The organism is Sphingobium indicum BiD32 (assembly GCF_000382885.1).
Lineage (GTDB): Bacteria > Pseudomonadota > Alphaproteobacteria > Sphingomonadales > Sphingomonadaceae > Sphingobium > Sphingobium japonicum_C.
Genome location: NZ_CAVK010000129.1, coordinates 34,049 through 54,298, shown reverse-complemented (window position 1 = coordinate 54,298; position 20,250 = coordinate 34,049). Strand labels below are relative to the sequence as shown.

20 protein-coding genes and 2 riboswitches are annotated in these 20,250 nt (G+C 64.5%); of the genes, 16 read left to right on the top strand and 4 right to left on the bottom strand.

Annotation, left to right across the window (positions count from 1 at the left end; translation table 11 throughout):
* The 3 genes from EBBID32_RS12955 to EBBID32_RS24140 form a co-directional block, all read right to left on the bottom strand.
* Window positions 1-922, bottom strand: a 922-nt coding sequence (locus EBBID32_RS12955; protein ID WP_196805649.1) for a recombinase family protein, incomplete at its 3' end; no start/stop codon positions are given.
* Between the two features lie 18 nt (window positions 923-940).
* Window positions 941-1,126, bottom strand: a complete 186-nt coding sequence (locus tag EBBID32_RS12950) for a hypothetical protein (RefSeq protein ID WP_037490585.1) — start codon at window positions 1,124-1,126, stop codon at window positions 941-943.
* 224 nt (window positions 1,127-1,350) lie between these two features.
* Entirely contained in the window at window positions 1,351-1,593 is a 243-nt protein-coding gene (locus EBBID32_RS24140; protein WP_156022559.1) for a hypothetical protein, read from the bottom strand.
* A gap of 53 nt (window positions 1,594-1,646) precedes the next feature.
* Window positions 1,647-1,880, top strand: a riboswitch (cobalamin riboswitch).
* Window positions 1,881-2,053: 173 nt separating this feature from the next.
* Here EBBID32_RS24140 and EBBID32_RS12945 point away from each other — a divergent pair.
* The 9 genes from EBBID32_RS12945 (at window position 2,054) to cobJ (ending at window position 13,788) form a co-directional block, all read left to right on the top strand.
* Window positions 2,054-4,087 carry a TonB-dependent receptor gene (locus EBBID32_RS12945; protein ID WP_156022558.1) on the top strand — a complete coding sequence of 678 codons (2,034 nt, stop codon included), beginning with the start codon at window positions 2,054-2,056 and terminating at the stop codon, window positions 4,085-4,087.
* 81 nt (window positions 4,088-4,168) lie between these two features.
* Complete coding sequence (locus tag EBBID32_RS12940) at window positions 4,169-5,215, top strand: HoxN/HupN/NixA family nickel/cobalt transporter (RefSeq protein WP_051093347.1); 1,047 nt, start codon at window positions 4,169-4,171, stop codon at window positions 5,213-5,215.
* Between the two features lie 25 nt (window positions 5,216-5,240).
* Window positions 5,241-5,726 (top strand): hypothetical protein, encoded by a 486-nt coding sequence (locus EBBID32_RS24135; RefSeq protein ID WP_231382192.1) that lies wholly within the window; start codon window positions 5,241-5,243, stop codon window positions 5,724-5,726.
* 29 nt (window positions 5,727-5,755) lie between these two features.
* Window positions 5,756-5,983, top strand: a riboswitch (cobalamin riboswitch).
* Between the two features lie 182 nt (window positions 5,984-6,165).
* Window positions 6,166-7,203 (top strand): cobalamin biosynthesis protein CobW, encoded by a 1,038-nt coding sequence (gene cobW / locus EBBID32_RS12930; protein WP_006958256.1) that lies wholly within the window; start codon window positions 6,166-6,168, stop codon window positions 7,201-7,203.
* 10 nt (window positions 7,204-7,213) lie between these two features.
* On the top strand, window positions 7,214-10,516 hold the full coding sequence (gene cobN, locus EBBID32_RS12925; protein WP_006958254.1) for a cobaltochelatase subunit CobN: 3,303 nt from the start codon (window positions 7,214-7,216) through the stop codon (window positions 10,514-10,516).
* Window positions 10,513-11,643 (top strand): cobalamin biosynthesis protein CobG, encoded by a 1,131-nt coding sequence (locus EBBID32_RS12920; protein WP_037490580.1) that lies wholly within the window; start codon window positions 10,513-10,515, stop codon window positions 11,641-11,643. The genes cobN and EBBID32_RS12920 overlap by 4 nt, the downstream gene beginning before the upstream one ends.
* Window positions 11,643-12,272 (top strand): precorrin-8X methylmutase, encoded by a 630-nt coding sequence (locus EBBID32_RS12915; protein ID WP_006958251.1) that lies wholly within the window; start codon window positions 11,643-11,645, stop codon window positions 12,270-12,272. The genes EBBID32_RS12920 and EBBID32_RS12915 overlap by 1 nt, the downstream gene beginning before the upstream one ends.
* Entirely contained in the window at window positions 12,269-13,015 is a 747-nt protein-coding gene (cobI, locus tag EBBID32_RS12910; RefSeq protein WP_006958248.1) for a precorrin-2 C(20)-methyltransferase, read from the top strand. Before EBBID32_RS12915 ends, cobI begins: the two co-directional genes overlap by 4 nt.
* A gap of 11 nt (window positions 13,016-13,026) precedes the next feature.
* Window positions 13,027-13,788 carry a precorrin-3B C(17)-methyltransferase gene (gene cobJ / locus EBBID32_RS12905; RefSeq protein ID WP_006958247.1) on the top strand — a complete coding sequence of 254 codons (762 nt, stop codon included), beginning with the start codon at window positions 13,027-13,029 and terminating at the stop codon, window positions 13,786-13,788.
* On the opposite strand, the gene EBBID32_RS12900 is transcribed toward cobJ, so the two are convergent.
* A complete protein-coding gene (locus EBBID32_RS12900) occupies window positions 13,752-14,513 on the bottom strand; it encodes a cobalt-precorrin-6A reductase (protein ID WP_006958243.1) in 762 nt (253 codons plus the stop codon). The two genes, cobJ and EBBID32_RS12900, sit on opposite strands and share 37 nt — an antisense overlap.
* A gap of 7 nt (window positions 14,514-14,520) precedes the next feature.
* Here EBBID32_RS12900 and cbiE point away from each other — a divergent pair, with 7 nt between their 5' ends.
* From cbiE to bluB, 7 genes are read left to right on the top strand one after another with little or no spacing between them, the layout of a single operon-like run.
* Window positions 14,521-15,720 (top strand): precorrin-6y C5,15-methyltransferase (decarboxylating) subunit CbiE, encoded by a 1,200-nt coding sequence (gene cbiE, locus EBBID32_RS12895; RefSeq protein WP_440590966.1) that lies wholly within the window; start codon window positions 14,521-14,523, stop codon window positions 15,718-15,720.
* On the top strand, window positions 15,717-16,097 hold the full coding sequence (locus EBBID32_RS12890; protein WP_006958239.1) for a cobalamin biosynthesis protein: 381 nt from the start codon (window positions 15,717-15,719) through the stop codon (window positions 16,095-16,097). The genes cbiE and EBBID32_RS12890 overlap by 4 nt, the downstream gene beginning before the upstream one ends.
* Window positions 16,094-16,891, top strand: a complete 798-nt coding sequence (gene cobM, locus EBBID32_RS12885) for a precorrin-4 C(11)-methyltransferase (RefSeq protein ID WP_006958237.1) — start codon at window positions 16,094-16,096, stop codon at window positions 16,889-16,891. Before EBBID32_RS12890 ends, cobM begins: the two co-directional genes overlap by 4 nt.
* Entirely contained in the window at window positions 16,888-18,222 is a 1,335-nt protein-coding gene (locus EBBID32_RS12880) for a cobyrinate a,c-diamide synthase (protein ID WP_006958235.1), read from the top strand. Before cobM ends, EBBID32_RS12880 begins: the two co-directional genes overlap by 4 nt.
* Entirely contained in the window at window positions 18,219-18,983 is a 765-nt protein-coding gene (gene cobF / locus EBBID32_RS12875; protein WP_006958233.1) for a precorrin-6A synthase (deacetylating), read from the top strand. Before EBBID32_RS12880 ends, cobF begins: the two co-directional genes overlap by 4 nt.
* Window positions 18,973-19,599 carry a cob(I)yrinic acid a,c-diamide adenosyltransferase gene (gene cobO / locus EBBID32_RS12870; protein ID WP_006958231.1) on the top strand — a complete coding sequence of 209 codons (627 nt, stop codon included), beginning with the start codon at window positions 18,973-18,975 and terminating at the stop codon, window positions 19,597-19,599. The genes cobF and cobO overlap by 11 nt, the downstream gene beginning before the upstream one ends.
* Complete coding sequence (bluB, locus tag EBBID32_RS12865; protein WP_037490577.1) at window positions 19,596-20,243, top strand: 5,6-dimethylbenzimidazole synthase; 648 nt, start codon at window positions 19,596-19,598, stop codon at window positions 20,241-20,243. The genes cobO and bluB overlap by 4 nt, the downstream gene beginning before the upstream one ends.
* Window positions 20,244-20,250 lie beyond the last annotated feature (7 nt).

The following is a 20,250-nucleotide window of genomic DNA, read 5'->3' as shown; positions in this document are numbered from 1 at the left end:
ATCCTGATTGTCGCGCGGCACGCCAGTCCACTGCTGGATTTAATTGATCCACCTGGCAGGATTTTTGCCGTTCCTTGGCATGCTGCCAGAGAGCATCATCGATCAGGCGCAGTTCGGGCACGTCATGAATGATCCATTCGGATTCTGGGTTGGGCCGGGCTTGCCGTTTGCCGGTATTGGGATCCTTGATGAAGCGTTGCCGATTCCAGATCAGCTTGCCGATATAGAGCTCATTGTTGAGGATGCCGGTGCCGCGCTTGGGATTGCCATTGATGGTACTAAAGCCCCAGGTGCCGCCGGTCGGTGCCTCGATACCCTCTTTGTTCAGCTCGGTTGCTATCCGTTTGGCCGATTTGCCAGCGACATAGTCGCGAAAGATGCGCTGGATCACGCTTGCCTGTGCGTCATTGATGGAGCGGTCGCCCCGGATCAGTTCGCCGTTGGCATCGAGCCGTTTGACGACGTCATAGCCATAGCTGTTACCACCGCCCGACTTGCCTTTCTCGACCCGGCCGCGCAAACCACGGCGCGTTTTGTCGGCGAGATCCTTGAGAAACAGGGCGTTCATCGTACCTTTGAGGCCGATATGCAGATGGGTGATCTCGCCTTCTGACAGGGTGACCATCTTCACGTCGCCATAGGCCATCCGCTTGAACAGCCCGGCAATATCCTCCTGATCGCGCGACAGCCGATCCATGGCCTCGGCCAGCACGAAGTTGAAGCGTCCGCGACTGGCGTCTGCGATCAGCGCCTGAATGCCCGGCCGCAGCAGTGAAGCGCCGGAAACGGCATGATCGGTATATTCCTCGACAATCTGCCAGCCCTGCTTTTCGGCATGCAGGCGACAGATGCGCAACTGGTCGGCAATGGAGGCGTCACGTTGATTGTCGGAAGAATAGCGAGCGTATAAAGCAACCTTCACGGAACGGAACTCCTCGTCTCAGGAGCGGGTCGTGCGGCGCTCCTCCAGCATCTCCAGATACGCCTTCCGCGCGGCACGACGGGCAAGCAGGCGAACCAGCTTGACCAGACGCGGATTGGGGCCGCTGCCGCAGGAGGCAAGGTTGAGCACCGGCTCATCAGGCCGGGGGAACTTCTGTCGCTGTTGACGGCTACCGATTTCCATCGTGAATCCGATTACAGCAGATTGCAAGATAGTTCGGGATCAGTTCGTCGCTGCTCGACGAGCTTTTGCCCTGCGGATCGGCATCTCGCAGATACAGAATTATAACCGGCAAGGGCCGTCGCTGTTCGACGGCTAACGGCATTTGTTTCACTTGGGACACCCACAACAGGGCCTGCCCGCCACGGACCTTATCATGCTGTGGAATGCTCAGCTTTGCAATGGCCTCAGTCTTGCAAAATGTTGCTGGCGCCGAGATTGCTGAAATTATAGCTAAGCCAAGAATTGTGACCAAAAAGGCAACTGCCGACCCACTTCCGGTCGTACAGGAGTCCGATGGCCAACGACAGATTCAGGGAAAACCCGCCATTCAAATCGAGTGCGCGCGGTTGGCGCGCTCTGGCCGTGTCAATGGCAATGGTAGCGTGGGGTGCAGTAATCGTTGATTCAATCCCTGCTCCAAGCGTCATTGGCTTTTCCGATCACTTCAGTTAGGCGAGCGAATGAAAGGCGGACAAGTCCGGCTTTCATTGATCGCGCCGGTGCCCCCGAAAGGGGCTTAATCGGGAATGCGGTGCGGAAGCTTGCTTCCAAATCCGCGGCTGTCTCTGCAACTGTAAGCGGATAGCGCGATGTACATCGCTCCTCTTGGAAGGGGCAGCCACTGGGCCGGACGCTAAATCATGCGAGGTCTGGGAAGGCGTGCATCAAGCTGTGACCCGTGAGCCAGGAGACCTGCCGGCGTCTGGTCGCTCTTGCCTTGGTCCAGAGGATGGCTGCGGCACGGTGAACTCCGTCTGAGCGACGAACGAGCGGCTGGGGCCGCATCGGAGACGTGCGTCGGCCACCCATGGCGTCCGGCAGCCGCGCGTGTCGCCCGTTCGCGCGGGATTGCCCCGGCCACGTCGCAAGACGCCGGGGGACTATTTCGTGATCAAGACCATTACTACCAGCAGCGCTCTTGCACTGCTCTGTATCGGTACGTCGGCATTTGCCGAAACCTGTGACATCGAAACGCACACAAGCGTGAGTGTCGTCGTGGCAGGCAAGGACATTGTGGTTTTCGGTCGAGGTGAGGCCATGATCGGCACCGCCAAATCAGCGAGCGAAGGAAGCGTTCGCGGGGCCGATCTCCTTGTGCGGCCACTGCTCCGCGTGGCTGAACTGCTGGAAGCGGTGCCCGGGCTGGTTGCCACCCAGCATTCGGGGAGCGGCAAAGCCAACCAGTATTTCCTGCGCGGTTTCAACCTCGACCATGGGTCTGACTTCAGCACCTATATCGATGATGTGCAGATGAACTTTCGTACCCACGGACATGGCCATGGCTATCTCGACCTCAATGGCCTCATTCCGGAGATCGTTGGCCGGGAAGATTTTCGTAAAGGGACCTATCACGCCGACGGCGGTGATTTCGCTCTGGCGGGAGCAGCCTATATGACGACCATCAAGGGTTACGACCGGCCATGGGCATCGGCCGAGACGGGTTCCTATGGTTGGCGCCGCGTTGCAGCAGGCGGAACATTGCACGATCTGGGCGCCGGCGACCTCACACTTGTCGCCCAGGCCAAGACCTATGACGGACCATGGCAGGAACCTGAACGTCTGCGCCATTTCTCGGGGTTCGCGAAATATAGCAAGCCGTCCGGTGCGGGCACATTGGAGGCGTCGCTCCAAGCTTACCGGGCAACATGGCACCCAACCGAGCAAATCCCCGAGCGCATTATCGGCAAGGCGTTGTGTGCGGATGTGTTCTGCTCTCCAGATCCTTCCGCGCGGGGTGAGACGACGCGCCTGCTGGCTAACATCGCGGTCAAGGAGCCTACCTGGCGCGCCAATGTCTATGCCCAGTTTTACGACTGGTCGATGTTCTCGAACCCCACTTACACCGATCCGGATGGCACAAGCGCGCAGATCAAGCAGTTCGACTGGCGTTGGGTCCTCGGGCTATCCGCACAAAAACATTGGAAAATCGCTGACAGTCTGGCTGTGAGCCTTGGCACCGAAAACAGATACGACGCCGTCGGGGATGTTGGTGTCGATCGAACCGCTGCCCGCGCATTTCTTGAATCTCTCGGGCACTATCGAGTCGGGGAATTGTCTTCCGCGCTCTACGGCGAAGTCGCTTGGAAGCCCTTGGCTGGACTGCGTGTGACAGGTGGTCTTCGCGGGGACTATTATCACTATTCCGTGCGTGCACGAGATGCTGTTGCGGCGTCGCTGGGCGAAGGCAGTGGCTCAGCGTCGATTCTCTCTTCCAAGGCATCAATCGCCTATCAGGTTACGCCGCATCTTGAACTTTACGCCAACTGGGGCGGTGGATTCCATTCCAACGACGTTCGAGGTGCGGTCAACACGGACACGCCTGTTCCCGTTCTGGTTCGCGGCATCGGCAAGGAACTGGGAGGACGCATTCAATTCTCCGGGGTCACGTTAACCGCGACTTACTGGTGGCTGCATGTCGGCAGCGAACTACGTTTCATTGGCGATTCCAATGCTGTTGAACCGTCGGGTGCCAGTGGACGTCATGGCTATGAAATCGTCGCCTTCTGGCGGCCGTTCCTGTGGCTTGCGCTTGATGGAAACTATACCGCCAGCCATGCGCGCTTCGACAATGGCGATCACATCCCCAATGCATTTGAGAACGCGGCTTCAGCCGGTGCCGCCATCATTCTTGATCCTTGGGAAGCCAGCATTCGGGTGCGCTACCTTGGACCTTCTCCGCTTGTCGAGGATAACAGTGTCCGGGATCGGGGCAGCAGCGTCATAAATGCCCGGGCCGCGTGGAAAGGCAAGAAGGTCGAGATATTTGGAGAAGTGCTGAACATCTTCAGCCGGGACAAGGACATCGCCTATTATTACGAGTCCTACATCCCCGCCTTCGATGCAGGTGCTCCGGTGGAAGGCCGGTTGAGCCGCGTGGTCGAACCTCGAACCGTGAGGATTGGCGCAAAGGTCAACTTCTAGCGAAATCCCTTGATCGGCGGCGCTGCAGCACGTCTGCGGCACCGTCCTTCGTTTGTTCATTCCTCAATCGCCGAGCCAATCATGCCCCTCACGAAGACACTGCCGTCCCTGTCTCTGCGCCGACGAATTGGCGCCTTGTTTGCCGGATTGATCGCCGCCAACATTGGCGTCTGGGTCTGGGCATTCAGCCTGTTTCATGCACAGCCGTTGATGCTCGGCACCGCCGTGCTTGCCTGGGGGCTGGGCCTGCGTCACGCGGTTGATGCCGATCATATTGCGTCCATCGACAATGTGACCCGCAAGCTGATGCAGGACGGGCAGCGCCCGGTCTCGGTCGGATTCTGGTTCGCGATCGGGCATTCCGGGATCATTGCCATAGCATCGATTATCATTGCGATGACGGCCAGCGCGCTGTCGCAGTTCGGCACCTTCAAGGAAATCGGCGGTGTGATTGCAACCGTGATTTCTGCGCTTTTCCTGTTCACGATCGCCGGCATGAACCTGGTCATCCTGCGCTCTGTCTGGCGGACCTTTGCGCATGTTCGTGCAGGCGGTAGCTATGCCGAGGAAGATCTTGATCTGCTATTGGGTGGGCGCGGTCTGCTTTCCAGAATGTTCCGGCCGATGTTCCGCCTCGTGAACAAAAGCTGGCATATGGCCCCGCTGGGGTTTCTGTTCGGGCTTGGGTTCGATACCGCAACCGAAGTCGCCATTCTGGGCATGTCGGCCAGTCAGGCTGCCAATGGCCTGTCGATCGGGACAATTCTGGTCCTGCCTGCGCTGTTCGCGGCCGGCATGGCGCTGATCGATACGGCGGACGGCGTGGTGATGCTGGGGGCTTATGAATGGGCCTTCGTGAAGCCGATCCGCAAACTCTACTACAACATTACCATCACGCTGATCTCGGCCATCGTGGCGATTGTCATTGGTGGAATCGAAACGCTGGCACTGATCGGCGACAAGCTGAGCCTTACCGGTACGCCATGGCGGATCGCCGCTGAACTGGGCGAAAATTTCAACGGCCTCGGCTTTGCCATCATCGGTCTCTTCGTGTTCTGCTGGCTGGCAAGTTTCGCGATCTACCGCTGGAAGCGTTTCGATGAAATCGAGGTCTCGGTCGTTGCCTGACCGGTCCCGCGTTGATCGTTGCGTCTTGCTCAGGCACGACGACGAGTCCTGCACTGTCTCTATTGATCTCGACGTCCGTATGCCGCTCGGACTTCGCGTGCATTGCGGCGAGCGTGACGCGGCCATCCGGATGCTGATGGCGCGTTCTGCCGGAACATTCGTCAAATCCAGTAGAAGCTGTGTCTTTGATGCAGATTCAAGGCAAGCTGCGGAAGATCTCGTTGATGCCATACGGAAACGGCTTTTCCGGATAGCGTGCAAGTCTGTCAGTCAACGACAGGTCGAGGATATTCTCGGTATCACGTCACGCGAGCGGATACGGTGGGCCAAGGATGGCCGCTTGGCCAGATCGGGAACCTCCAGAATCAAACGAGACACAACCGAGATATCGCTCTGGACCTATCCCTGCGATGCGATCGAACGGCTGGCCGCCAACCCGGCCGAGATAAGGCAGTGGCGTGAAGAGGATGAAGCAACAACATCGATTGGCTTGTCTTCCAATTTCGTCTAGAGCGCTCGGCGAAGGAACGGGGTATCCCGCCCTTCGATGATCGTGCCGGTGCCCCGCGAGGGGCTTAATCGGGAATGCGGTGCGGGAGCTTGCTCCCAAATCCGTGGCTGTCCCTGCAACTGTAAGCGGATAGCGCGATGCACATGCTCCTGAACTCAGGGGCGGCCACTGGACAGCGCGCAAGCGCCAAGTCTGGGAAGGCGTGCATCAAGCTGTGACCCGCGAGCCAGGAGACCTGCCGGCGCACCGGTCGCTCTTGCCTGATCCAGGGGATGGTCACGGCACGGTAACTCTCCGTCTGAGCGACGAAGCTGTGTGGCTGGGGCTGCACGGGTTGCGTGGTAACGGGTGCTTTGTCGCGCCCGCCCGTCGTCGCGCTCCGACCGGACTTGTCCGGCAAGCCCCGCCGTGTCTCGCTCTGGCGCGCGGAGAAGTTACTATGTCCGACCTGTCAAAGGTGCCGGTCACGATCATTACGGGCTTTCTTGGCGCGGGGAAAACCACGCTCATCAGCCACCTGATCCGCAATGCGGGACGCCGCAGGCTGGCCGTGGTGGTCAACGAATTCGGCACGCTGGGTGTGGATGGCGATATTCTGCAATCCTGCGCCATTCCTGATTGCCCGGCGGAAAACATCGTCGAGCTGGCTAATGGCTGCATCTGCTGCACCGTGGCGGATGATTTCATTCCTACAGTGGAAAAGCTGCTGGCGCTCGATCCGCGCCCGGATCACATCCTGATCGAGACATCGGGTCTGGCGTTGCCCAAGCCGTTGCTCAAGGCGTTTGACTGGCCCGCGATCCGTAGCCGCGTCACCGTCGACGGCGTGCTGGCGCTGGCCGATGCCGAGGCGGTGGCATCGGGGCGGTTTGCGCCCGATATGGCCGCGCTTGATGCACAACGCGCCGCCGATCCGAACATCGATCACGAAACGCCGCTGTCCGAAGTGTTCGAGGACCAGTTGGCATGCGCCGACATGATTCTGCTGACCAAGGTTGATCTGGCCGGCCCCGAAGGCGTTGCCGCCGCACGCGCGATCATCGCCGCCGAGATTGGCCGCGCGGTGCCGGTGATCGAATTGACCGAAGGCGTGGTCGATCCGCGTATCATCCTGGGGCTTGATGCCGCCGCAGAAGACGACATCGGCGCGCGCCCGTCGCACCACGATGGTGAGGACGATCACGAGCATGATGATTTTGACAGCACCGTCGTCGAATGGGGCGAGATCGCCGATCCGGCGGCGCTTGTGGCGCGCATCGAAACGCTGGCCCGCGATCACGATATCCTGCGCGTAAAGGGCTATGCCGCTGTAGCGGGGAAGCCGATGCGGCTGCTGGTGCAGGCGGTAGGCGCGCGGGTGCGCCACCAGTACGACCGCCCGTGGCGGCCTGACGAGCCGCGCTGCACTACGCTGGTCGCCATTGCCGAGCACGATCATGTCGATCCAGGGGTCATTCGCGCGGTGCTGCTGGCGTAAGGCGCGGGCCATGCACGTCATCTTCCGCGAAACGCACGGGATGGAGGAAACCGCCGTCCCGCAGGATCTGGGGCAGGAGCCTGCGGATTTGGTGTTCCTGTCCTTTTCGGACAGCGACTTGGGCGCATTCGCGGCAGCCTGGCATCATGCCCGCGCGCGCAATGCTGCATTTCCTTCGCTGCGGCTCGCCAATCTGGCTGCGCTGATGCACCCCCTGTCGGTCGACACGTATGTCGAGCGGACGCTGCCGGGCGCCAAGGCGATTCTGATCCGGCTGATCGGCGGCACGCCCTATTGGAGCTATGGGCTGCAACAGGTCGAGGCGTTGGCCCGGTCGCGCGGGATCGCGCTGGCGGTGCTGCCCGGCGACGGCTTTGAGGACGCACGGCTGGATGCGGTATCGACCATGCCCGTGCCTGCGTTGCGCGAACTTGCGCTGTGGTGCGATGCGGGCGGCGCAGAAGCGGCGCAGGCGGCGCTTGCCGCACTGTCACGGCTGGCGGGGCTGATCGATGCCCCCGCCCGGACATGCGATCCGCTGCCGATGGCTGGAGGCTGGCATCCCGTCCGGGGCGTGATCGATCCCGAAGCCTTTGCGCGCCATGCTGAGCGGCCGCTGGTCCTGATCATATTCTATCGCTCGTACCTGACCGCGCACGATCTGGATCCGTTTGCCGCCCTCCATGCTGCGTTCGAGCGGCGTGGTTTTGATGCGTTGTCGATCTTCGTCCCCTCACTGAAAGCCCCGCAGGTGCGTGAGCAGGTGGACCGCTGGGTGCGCGGGCTTTGCCCGGCAGCGATCATCAACGCCACAGCCTTTTCCGCGCGCGGTGAGGATGGCGAAACCCCGCTCGATGGCGCGGGGGTTCCCGTGTTCCAACTGGCGCTGGCCACGTCGGGCCGTGCCGGCTGGGCAGCAGCTTCGCGCGGGCTGTCCCCGGCAGACCTCGCCATGCATGTGGTGCTGCCCGAGATTGACGGGCGGGTGTTTGCAGGCGTCGCCAGTTTCAAGGAAGCGGGTGCGCTCGATCCCGCGCTGGCCTTTGCCCGCACCGTCCACCGCGCCGATCCCGACCGGATCGAGGCGATCACTGCGCGCGTGGCAGGCTGGATCGCACTTGCGCAAACGCCGGTTGCCGAGCGGCGGGTTGCGCTGGTCCTGTCGACTTATCCCGGCAAGGCATACCAGATGGCCCACGCCGTGGGGCTGGATGCGCTCGCCTCAGCCGAGGCGACCCTGGCCGATCTGGCCGAGGCGGGATATGCCACTGACGCGCGGGCCGGTCTGGCAGCGCTCCTTGAATGCACACATCAGCACTGGCCGCTGGTCGAGTATCGCAAGGCGTTGGCGACACTGCCCGAAGCCTTGCGCGCGCAGCTTTACGCCGCGTGGGGCGAACCGGAAGCCGATGCGGCCGTCGCTGATGGCGCGTTCCGTTTTGCCGCGCTGTCCATCGGCAACGCGCTGGTCGCCTTGCAGCCGGAACGGGGCGAGCGCGCACATCGCGACGGGGACTATCACGATCTTTCCCGCTGCCCGCGCCATGGCTATGTCGCGTTCTATCTATGGCTGCGCGCACTGGGAAGCGACGCGCTGGTCAATATCGGCGCGCATGGCACGCTGGAATGGCTGCCGGGCAAATCGGTGGCGCTGTCCGACGCCTGCTGGCCCGAGACGCTGACCGGCGCGATGCCTGTAATCTACCCGTTCATCGTCAACGATCCGGGCGAAGCCGCGCAGGCCAAGCGGCGCATTGGCGCCGTCACCATCGGGCACGTCCCGCCACCACTGGTGCAAAGCGAAAGCGGTGCGGGGCTGGCTCGGATCGAGGCGCTGCTGGATGAATTCTCCAACGCTGACGGGCTGGACCCGGCCCGCCGCGACCGCCTGCAAGCGAGCATCCGCGACGAAGCGCGCGTGCTGGGGCTGGAGGCGGAACTGGGCCTTGATGGCGCGGCCACGCTGGTTGAGGCGATCACCCGGATCGATCGCTTCGTTTGCGATGTAAAGGACAGCCAGTTCGGTGACGGGCTGCATGTGTTCGGGCGGGGAGATCAGGGCGCAGCCGAGCGGGCCGGATTGCTGACGGCGCTGGACGGACGGCGCGTTCCGCCCGGTCCCTCCGGCTCCCCGTTTCGCGGGCGCAGCGATGTTCTGCCGACCGGGCGCAACCTCTTTGCGATAGACCCTCGCGCGGTGCCATCGCGCGCCGCCCATGCGCAAGGCGTGACACTGGCCGAGGAACTGATCCGGCGGCATTTGCAGGATCATGGCGATTATCCGCGCGGGCTGGTGATCGATCTGTGGGGATCGGCCACGATGCGCACGGCGGGCGAGGAATTCGCCATGGCGCTGCACCTGCTGGGCGCAAAACCGGTGTGGGACATGACATCCGAACGGGTGACGGGCGTTGAGATTCTGCCGCTGGCACTGCTCGACCGGCCCCGCATCGACGGGACCCTGCGGGTTTCCGGTCTATTCCGCGATGCCTTCCCGACGTTGCCCATGCTGTTTGGCCAGGCGGTACGCGCGCTTTGTTTGCGGGATGAACCGGCGGACTGGAACCCGTTTGCGGGCCAGGCGCCGGCCCCGCGAGTCTATGGACCGGCGCCGGGGAGTTATGGCCTTGGCCTTGGCGATGCGGCCGAGGTCTATACCGATGCGGCGCGACGCTCGGCCGGAGAGGCATGGCTGGCGGCATCGGATCATGCGTTTGACGCAACCTCCGATGCGATCGGGGGCACGCCCGATCCTGAGGGCCTGCGTCGGCGCGTCGAAGCGGCAGACGCCTTTGTTCATCTTCAGGACTTGCCGGAAACCGATCTGCTGCTGGCCGCGGACTATGCCGCGCATGCGGCGGGGTTTGCGGCTGCCAAGGCGCTGATGGGTGGGACGAGTGGGGCGGGAGGTTCGGCGGCGCTCTACCACCTCGACAATCGTAACCCGGCACAGCCGACGGCGCGGACCCTGACCGAAGAGATCGCCCGCGTGGTCCGCGCCCGCGCTGCGCATCCCGGCTGGGTTGCAGGCATGATGCGCCATGGCTTTCGTGGGGGCGCGGAACTGGCCGGGACGCTGGATCATATGGGCGCCTTTGCGCACCTTTCAGGTAGCGTGCCGCCGCATCTGTTCGATCTCTATCACGATGCGACGCTGGGCCAAGCTGATGTTCGCGCGTTTCTTGTGCGCGAGAATCCCGGCGCGCTGGCGGCGATGGAAGCCCGCTTTGCAGCGCTCCATGCCGCCGGGCTGTGGCAGACCCGGCGCAATTCCATCCTCGCCAGCCTGCCCAGCCATGAGGACCGGACATGACCGGGCCTATGGTGAGGGGTTGGTGCCCCGATGCGTGGCACCCGATGATCGCGGGCGACGGGTTGCTGATGCGGGCAAAGCCGCGGCTTGGCCGCCTGACCCGCGCGCAAGTGCTGGGCCTGTGCGATGCCGCCATCGCGCATGGCAATGCCCTGATCGACATCACCGCCCGCGCCAATCTCCAGCTTCGTGGGGTGCGCGATACCGGCTGGCAGGCGCTGCTCGACCGTTTGCTGACGCTCGATCTGGTGGACGGTGACCCCGTCATCGAACAGCGACGCAATATTCTGATCGCGCCGGATTGGCGCGCCGATGATGACAGCCATCGCATTGTGGGCGAGTTGCTGACCCGGTTGAATGAGTTGCCCGATCTGCCGGGCAAGATGGGCTTCGTTATCGATGCTGGTCGGGGCTGCGCCCTGCAGGGCGAGGTGGGTGATTTCCGCATCGAGCGCGGAGGGAATGGTGGCCTGATCCTGCGGGCAGATGGACGCCCTGCCGGTGTTGCGGTTGCTGCGGGCAAGGAAGTGGACGCCCTGATCGCGCTGGCACACTGGTTCGTCGCAAGCGGCGGCGGCGATGCGGGGCGCATGGCCCGGCACACGGCTGCCCTGCCCGAATGGACCTGTGGCGACCTTCTGCCCGCGCCGTCGGCCGCTCGCATCGCGCCGGGTCCGCACGAGCTGGGCATGGCTCATGGCCTGCCGTTCGGACGCGTGGAAGCGCGGGTGCTGGCCGGGATGATGGAAGCATCGTCAGCCAGAGCAGTGCGGATCGCTCCTTGGCGGGTGCTGGTAGTGGAAGGCGCGCCTGCCGTGCAGGTGGATGGCCTGATCGATGATCCGGCCGATCCGCTGCTGCATGTCGATGCCTGCCCGGGCGTGCCTTGCTGCCCGCAGGCGACGGTCGAAACCCGCGATCTTGCCCGTCGCCTTGCTCCGCATGTCGCCGGACGGCTGCATGTTTCGGGCTGTGCGAAGGGCTGTGCCCGCCCGCGCTCCGCCGATGTCACGCTGACGGGCCGCGATGGCCTGTTCGATCTTTCCCTGAACGCGCGCGCCGGAGGGCCAGCGGTTCGCTCCGCGCTTGGCCCAGCCGACCTTCTTGCCCAATTTGGAACCGTTTGATGCCCCATATCTATGAAACCGATGGCGCGGCCATTTATCGCCAGTCCTTCGCGACGATCCGCGCCGAAGCCGATCTGGCGCCCTTTTCTGCCGATGAGGAGCCGGTGGCGGTCCGCATGATCCACGCCGCCGGGATGGTCGAACTGGCGGCGCATATCCGCTTTTCGCCCGGTTTTGCACAAACGGCCAGCGCTGCGCTGGCCGCTGGCGCGCCGGTGCTGTGCGATGCGCGGATGGTGTCCGAAGGGATCACCCGCGCACGCCTGTCGGCCAACAATCCGATCATCTGCACGCTCAATGCGCCGCCAGTACCGGACATGGCGCGGGCGATGGGCAACACCCGTTCCGCCGCCGCGCTGGAACTGTGGCGACCGCATCTGGCGGGCGCGGTGGTGGTCATCGGGAATGCGCCAACCGCGCTGTTCCATTTGCTGAATATGCTGGAAGATCCCGATTGCCCGCGCCCTGCGGCCATCATCGGGTGTCCGGTGGGCTTTGTCGGCGCAGCCGAATCCAAGGCCGCGCTGTGGGCGGCGCCGCCGGTGTCGTGCTGCATTGTCGAAGGGCGGCTGGGCGGCAGCGCGATCTCGGTCGCCTCGATCAACGCTTTGGCAAGCCGCGCCGAATGAACATGCTGCCAGAAACCATTCCTGCGGGAACGATCCACGGTGTCGGGCTTGGTCCCGGCGCGGTCGATCTGCTGAGCGTGCGCGCCGACCGGCTGGTGCGCGTGGCGCGCCACGTGGCCTATTTCCGCAAGGCCGGACGGCCGGGGCAAGCGCGGCGGATTGTCGAAGGTATGCTCCACGCCGACGTGATCGAAATTCCGATGGAATATCCGGTAACGACCGAGATCCCGTTGTCCGATCCCCGCTACAACGACTGCCTTTCCGCCTTCTATGCCGAATGCACGCAGCGACTGCTGGCGCTGTCGCTGGCGGGCGAGGACGTAGTCGTGTTGTGTGAAGGCGATCCGTTCTTCTACGGCTCGTTCATGCATCTTCATGGCCGGTTAACGGGCATCGTCCCGGTGGCGGTGGTGCCGGGCATCACCGGTATGGCCGGGGCGTGGAATGCGACCGACATTCCTATCACCTGGGGCGATGATGTGCTGACCATCGCGATGGCGACCCTGCCCGAGGAGGAACTGGCGCGCCGCATCCGCGATACCGATGCGCTGGTGGTGATGAAGATCGGGCGCAACCTGCCCAAACTGCGCCGCGCGGTGGCGGCGGCGGGACGCGAGGACGCGGCCTGGCTGGTCGAACATGCGGCCATGCCCGGCCAGCGGGTCACCCGGTTGAGCGACGCGACCAGCGTCACGCCCTATTTCTCGATCCTGCTGATCCATGGCCAGGGGCGCCGGCCATGAGTGCCGGGGCCATGAGCGGCTGGCTGGCCATCGCCGGTCTGGGGCCGGGGGATGAGGCGCTGATTACGCCCGAAGTCACCGCCGCTCTGGCCGGGGCGAGCGATGTTATCGGCTATATTCCCTATGTCGCCCGGATCGTCCCGCGCGCCGGGCTGACGCTGCACCCGTCCAACAACCGGGTGGAGTTGGACCGGGCCGCTCATGCGCTGGAACTGGCGGCGCAGGGGCGGCGCGTGGTGGTAGTATCGTCGGGCGATCCGGGCGTTTTCGCAATGGCCGCCGCCGTGTTCGAGGCGCTGGAGGCTGGCCCGGCCCACTGGCGCGATCTCGACATCCGGGTGCTGGCGGGCATTACCGCGATGCTGGCCGCCAGCGCGCGGGCGGGGGCGCCGCTGGGCCATGATTTTTGCGCGATCAACCTGTCGGACAATCTCAAGCCGTGGGTTTTGATCGAAAAACGGTTGCGACTGGCGGCGGAGGCGGACTTCGCCATGGCCTTCTACAACCCGAGGTCAAAAGCCCGGCCCGAAGGTTTCGAACGCGTGCTGGAACTGCTGCGCGAGGTGTGCGGTTCTGATCGCCCGATCCTGTTCGCCCGCGCCGTATCGACGCCCGACGAGCAATTGCGGATCTTACCGCTAGGTCAGGCGCGCGCGAATATGGCCGACATGCGGACCATGGTCATCGTCGGATCGAGCCTGACGCGGATCATCGAATGTGCGGCTGGCCCCATCTTCTATACGCCCCGCTCGGCTTTGGGTTCGGCATCATGACCCAGCCACACCAGCACATCTTCGGGGCGATAGCATTCGGTCCGGCGCGGAACGGCGGGGCGATCAATCATCAGGACCGGCAAGCCCAGATTTCGCGCGGCGTTCAGCTTGGCATCGGCGCCGCTGCCGCCTGCATTCTTGCACACCACCAGATCGATGGCGTGGGCCTGCATCAACGCGCTGTCGCCGGTAACGTTGAACGGCCCGCGATCAACGATCAGGGTGTGATGGGCCAAGCAGGGCGGCTGGTCTGGCACATCGACAAAGCGCAGCAGATAATGATGCTGCGGCTGGGCACCGAAGGCTGCTACATGCGTCCGCCCGAGCGCCAGCATGATGCGGCGGGCCGGGCCTGCCAGCGCGGCGACCGCGCTGTCGATGTCGGCAACGCGGGTCCAGCGGTCACCGGCAATCGGCTGCCACGCCCGGCGGGTCAACGCCACATGAGGCACTCCGGCCAAACGGGCTGCCTCCATGGCATGGCCACTCATCGTCGCGGCAAAGGGGTGGGTCGCATCCACCAGATGAGTCACGCGGTGGTGGCGCAGATAATCGGTCAGCCCCGCCACGCCGCCGAACCCGCCGACGCGCACCGGCACCGGTTGAGCGCGGGGATTTTCCGTCCGTCCGGCATAGCTGAGCGTCGCCGCAATGCCCAGCGCCGCGAGCCGCCGGGCCAGCGCGTTGGCCTCGGTTGTGCCGCCCAGCAGGAGGACATTTGGCATGGCTGAGATGGCTCCCCAAGCGTGGTTGACAATCATCGGCGTCGGCGAGGACGGGCCGGATGGCCTGTCCGCCGCGAGCCGGGCGGCGCTGGCGCAGGCGGAACTGGTCATGGGCCCGGCCCGACACCTTGCGCTGTTGCCCGCGATTACCTGTGTCACGATCGAATGGCCAGTGCCGTTTAGCGACGGGATTGCGCGCGTGCTGGACCATCGCGGGCGGAGGGTGGTGATGCTGGCGTCGGGCGATCCGTTCTGGTTCGGGGCAGGGAGCAGCGTCACCCGGCATCTCGATCCTGGCGAATGGGTGGCGATTCCCGCGGCTTCCACCTTCACGCTGGCCGCCGCGCGATTGGGTTGGGCGCTTCAGGATGTGGCCTGCCTTGGTTTGCACGCCGCGCCGTTAGACCGGCTCAATCCCCACCTGGCGCCTGGGCAACGCATCCTGGCGCTGTTGCGCGATGGCGCGGCGGTGGCCGCGCTGGCTGACTATCTGACCGGGCGGGGCTTTGGCCCGTCAGTGCTACAGGTGATGGAGGCGCTGGGTGGTCCGCGTGAACGGATGCGCCAAGTGACTGCGGTTGCACTGTCCTTTACCGACATCGCCCATCCGGTTGCGGTCGGGATCGAGTGTGCCGGGCACGGTGACGCCTTGCCACTGGCGGCGGGCCGACCAGACCACTGGTTTGCATCCGACGGACAGATCACCAAGCGCCCGGTGCGCGCGCTGACGCTATCGGCGCTGGCCCCGTGTGCGGGTGAACTGCTGTGGGATATTGGCGCGGGATCGGGATCGATCGGGATCGAATGGCTGCTGGCCCACCCGGCCAACCGGGCCTGTGCGATAGAGGCCGATCCGGTGCGCGCGGACCGGGCACGGGCCAATGCTGCCGCGCTGGGCGTCGATCGGCTGGGAGTTGTCGTCGGGCGCGCGCCGGATGCCCTGCCACCGGGACCATTGCCCGATGCGGTGTTCATCGGCGGTGGTTTATCGGAAGCCTTGCTGGACACGCTGTGGGCACGTTTGCCCGCCGGAACGCGGCTGGTGGCCAATGCGGTGACGCTGGAATCAGAAGCGTTGCTGGCGCGGTGGCATGGCCAAACGGATGGCAGCTTACTGCGTATCGAACTGGCCGATGCTGCACCGCTGGGTAACCGGTATGGCTGGCGCGCACGCTATCCGGTGGTGCAATGGAGCGTGACGCTGTGATTGTCGCGGGGTTCGGTTTTCGATCAGGCGTCAGCCTGCCCTCGCTGCGCGCTGCATTCGCGCTGGCAGGGCAGGGGCAACCGCTGGTGACCCATCTGGCCACGGCGCAAGACAAGCTCGCTGTGCTGCTCCCGCTTGCAGAAGCCTTGGGCCTTCCGCTGACGGGCGTGGCGCCCGATGCATTGGTCGCCACCTCGACCGCCACCTGCTCCGTCGCCAGCCTGAGCGCCCGCGCAGTTGGCAGCGTGGCAGAGGCATCGGCACTGGCCGCCGCTGGCGCAGGCGCGCGCCTCCTCTCGCCGCGCCGCATCTCCCCCGATCGCATGGCGACGTGCGCCATTGCTGCCAGTGTAAACCTTCAGGGAACCCCGACATGACCATCCACTTCATCGGCGCCGGTCCCGGCGCGCCCGATCTTCTCACTTTGCGCGGACGCGATCTGATCGCGGGCAGCCCGGTGTGCCTTTATGCCGGGTCGCTGATCCCGGTCGCCGTGCTCGATCATTGCCCGCCGGGCGCCCGAATCGTGAACACCGCGTCGCTGGAACTGGACCAGATCATGGCCGAAATCGCCGCCGCCCATGCCGCCGGGCACGATGTGGCGCGACTGCATTCGGGCGACTTGTCGGTCTGGTCGGCGATGGGTGAGCAATTGCGCCGCCTGCGCGCGCTGGACATTCCCTTTACCGTGACGCCCGGTGTCCCGGCGTTCGCCGCCGCCGCCGCTGCGCTGGAGGCAGAACTGACCCTGCCAGCACTGTCGCAATCGCTGGTGCTGACCCGCACGCCGGGCCGCGCCAGCACCATGCCGCCCGCCGAAAGCCTGACCAATTTTGCCGTTACCGGCGCGACGCTGGCCGTTCACCTTTCGGTTCACAATCTGGCGCAAGTGGTGGCGGATCTGACGCCGGCCTATGGCGTGGATTGCCCCGTCGCCGTGATCTGGCGCGCCAGCTGGCCTGATCAACGGATCGTGCGCGCCACGCTCGACACGATCGAGCAGGCCGTGGCGGGTAGCATGGCCAAAAATCTGCAACGCACCGCCCTGATCCTTGTCGGGCGGGTGCTGGCAGCGCAGGATTTTGCCGAAAGCAGCCTTTACGCGCCCGGTTATGACCGCCGCTTTCGGCCGCAGGATGCCACGTCACGCTTTGCCGGTGCGGGCGAATGAGCGCGCGCCATCAGACTCCGGGATTGATAATCGCCGCTCCCGCATCGGGCACCGGCAAGACCACGGTGATGCTGGGCCTGCTGCGCGCCCTGACTGAAGACGGGCTGGCGGTGCAGCCGTTCAAGAGCGGGCCGGACTATATCGACCCGGCCTTTCACCGCGCCGCTTGCGGCAGACCGTCGTTCAACCTCGATAGCTGGGCGATGGACGGCGATCTGATTGATGCCATCGCGGCGCAGGCTACAGGCGCGGACATGGTGCTGGCCGAAGGGTCGATGGGCCTGTTTGACGGCGTGGCCAGCAAGGGCGCATCGGCCAATGGCGCCAGCGCCGATATGGCGCGCCGCATGGGCTGGCCGATCGTGCTGGTGCTGGATGTATCGGGGCAGGCACAGTCCGCCGCCGCAACTGCGCTGGGCTTCAAATGCCTTGACCCGCAACTGCCATTTGCCGGGGTGATCCTGAACCGCGTGGCCAGTCCGCGCCACGAACGGCTGGTCCGCAAGGGGATGGAGGCGGTGGGCATTACGGTGCTGGGCGCCCTGCCACGGCGCGGCGACCTGACCCTGCCCGAACGCCATCTTGGGCTGGTTCAGGCGGTGGAGCATCCCGACCTTGATCGCGCGATTGCCGAGTTTGCGGCGTTCCTGCGCGCCCATGTTGATCTTGATGCCGTTCGCCGTGCCGCCGGTGCCGCACCACAAGCCGACGGCGGCAAGCTGCCCGCCCCGCCGGCCCAGCGGATTGCCATGGCCCGCGATGCCGCCTTTTCTTTCGTCTATCCGCATCTGATCGAAGGCTGGCGGCGCGCCGGGGCGGAGATCCTGCCGTTTTCGCCACTGGCCGATCAGGCGCCCGCCGACCATGCCGATCTGGTGTGGTTGCCTGGCGGCTATCCCGAATTGCACGCCGGGACCATCGCCGCCGCCGCGGCATTCCTGTCCGGCCTGCGCCGCCATGCCGAAACGTGGCCCGTCCACGGCGAATGCGGCGGCTATATGGTGCTGGGCGAGGGGTTGATCGACAAGAGCGGCGAACGGCACCGGATGGCCGGGCTGTTGGGGCTGGTCACCAGCCATGCCCAGCGCAAGATGCACCTTGGCTATCGCCATGCCGAACTGCTGGTGCCGATATCTGGCCTTGCCGCCGGGACCAGGCTGCGCGGGCACGAGTTCCACTATTCCACCATCGTTGAACAAAGCGACGCGCCGCTGGCGCTTGTGATCGATGCCGAAGGCGCGGTGGTGGCCGAAAGCGGATCGCATCGCGGCCATGTCACCGGCAGCTATTTCCACATGATCGCGCCCGCTTCGTGCCGAGAAGCCCAATGATCGACCTCCACCTGATTGGCATCGGCACGGGCAACCCCGATCACCTGACAGCGCAGGCCGTGGCGGCGATGAACCAAGCCGACCTGATCCTGTTGCCGCGCAAGGGGCAGGCCAAGTCCGACCTGATCGACCTGCGCCGGGAGATCTGCGCGCAGGTGCTGACGGGGCCAACGCGGATTGTGGAATTTGATCTGCCGGTGCGCGGTGATGGGGCCGCCTATCTGGATGACGTCAACGCCTGGCACGATGCCATTGCCGATGCGTGGCAGGCGCAGGTCGCCGAACATTTACCCGAAGGCGGCAAGCTGGCGCTGCTCGTCTGGGGCGACCCCTCCCTTTACGACAGTAGCTTGCGCATTGCCGAACGGTTGCGCGATGCGGGCATTGATATTGCCGTGCGAGTGGTGCCGGGGATCACCAGTATTCAGGTACTGACCGCCGCCCATGCCATGCCGCTCAATCCTCTTGCCGGGCCGGTGACGATCACCACCGGGCGGCTGCTGCGCGCTCATGGCTGGCCCACCGGGGCAGACACGATTGTCGTGATGCTCGACGGTGGTTGCGCGTTCGAGGGCTTGGCGCCGCAGGGCATCACCATCTGGTGGGGCGCCTATCTGGGCATGGCGCACGAGGCGTTGGAACAAGGCCCGCTTGCCGAAACTGGTCCCCGGATCGCGCTGCGTCGGGCGGAACTTCGCGCGCGCCATGGCTGGATCATGGATGTCTATCTCATGCGAAGGGAATTGGCCGATGGAACCTGAAAACCAAGTAGATGTTGCAGGCGACGATGCCCGCCACGCCGAAAAGATGCGCAAGAAGCAGACCGCGCAGGCCAAGATCATGGCCAGCAAGACCCGCGAACAGGGTCTGCTGATCGTCCACACCGGCAAGGGCAAGGGCAAGACCAGCGCGGCGCTGGGCATGGTGGTTCGCGCCATTGGCCACGGCATGAAAGTGGGGGTGGTCCAGTTCGTCAAAGGGGCGATGAAAACGGGTGAAAAGGCCGTGTTCGATGCCTTTCCCGACAATGTCGAATTCAAGCCGATGGGCGAGGGTTTCACCTGGGACACGCAGGACCGCACGCGCGATATCGCGGCGGCCCGAGCCGGTTGGGACGAGGTCAAGCGTATGATCGCCGACCCCAGCTATCACATGGTGCTGGCCGACGAACTGAACATCGTGCTGCGGTATGACTATCTGCCGGTCGATGAAGTGGTGGCGGTGCTGACCGCGCGCGACGCGATGAAGCATGTCATCGTCACGGGCCGCAATGCACCCGACGCGCTGATCGAGGTGGCCGACCTTGTCACCGAGATGACCATGGTCAAGCACCCCTTCCGTGCGGGCGTGAAAGCGCAGGCGGGGATTGAGTTCTGAGCGACGCCCCGCCTCTGTTCGACGCGGAATTTGCGGAGCAATTCACGCAATTGCTGCGCTGGCGGCGCGATGTGCGGCATTTCGACCGCCGCGCCGTGGCGGAAGCGGACATGTGTGCGCTACTCGCGTGCGCCTCGCTCGCGCCGTCGGTCGGCAATGCGCAGCCCTGGCGTTTCGTGCGCGTGCGGACGCCGGACATCCGCGAGGCGCTGGCCGCGCATGCCGATGGGCAAAGCGCCCATGCGGCAGAGCGCTATACCGGGCAGGCGCGGTACGATCACTACCTGTCGCTCAAGCTGCACGGCTTGCGTGAGGCGCCCGAACTGATCGCGGTGTTCTGTGACGAACATCCCGAGGCGGGCCACGGCCTTGGTATTGCCACCATGCCCGAAATGTTGCGTTATTCGTGCGTGCTGGCGATCCACAATCTGTGGCTGGCGGCGCGGCTGCGCGGGCTTGGCCTTGGCTGGGTGTCGATCGTTGATCCACCGGCGGTCCATGCCCTGCTCGACGTTCCCGCCACCTGGTCGCTGATCGCGCTGCTGTGCATCGGTTACCCGGCAGACACGTCCGATACCCCCGAACTGGAACAGCGCGGCTGGCAGCAGCGTGAGCCGTGGGCTGACCGGGTGTTCGAACGATGATTTTCAA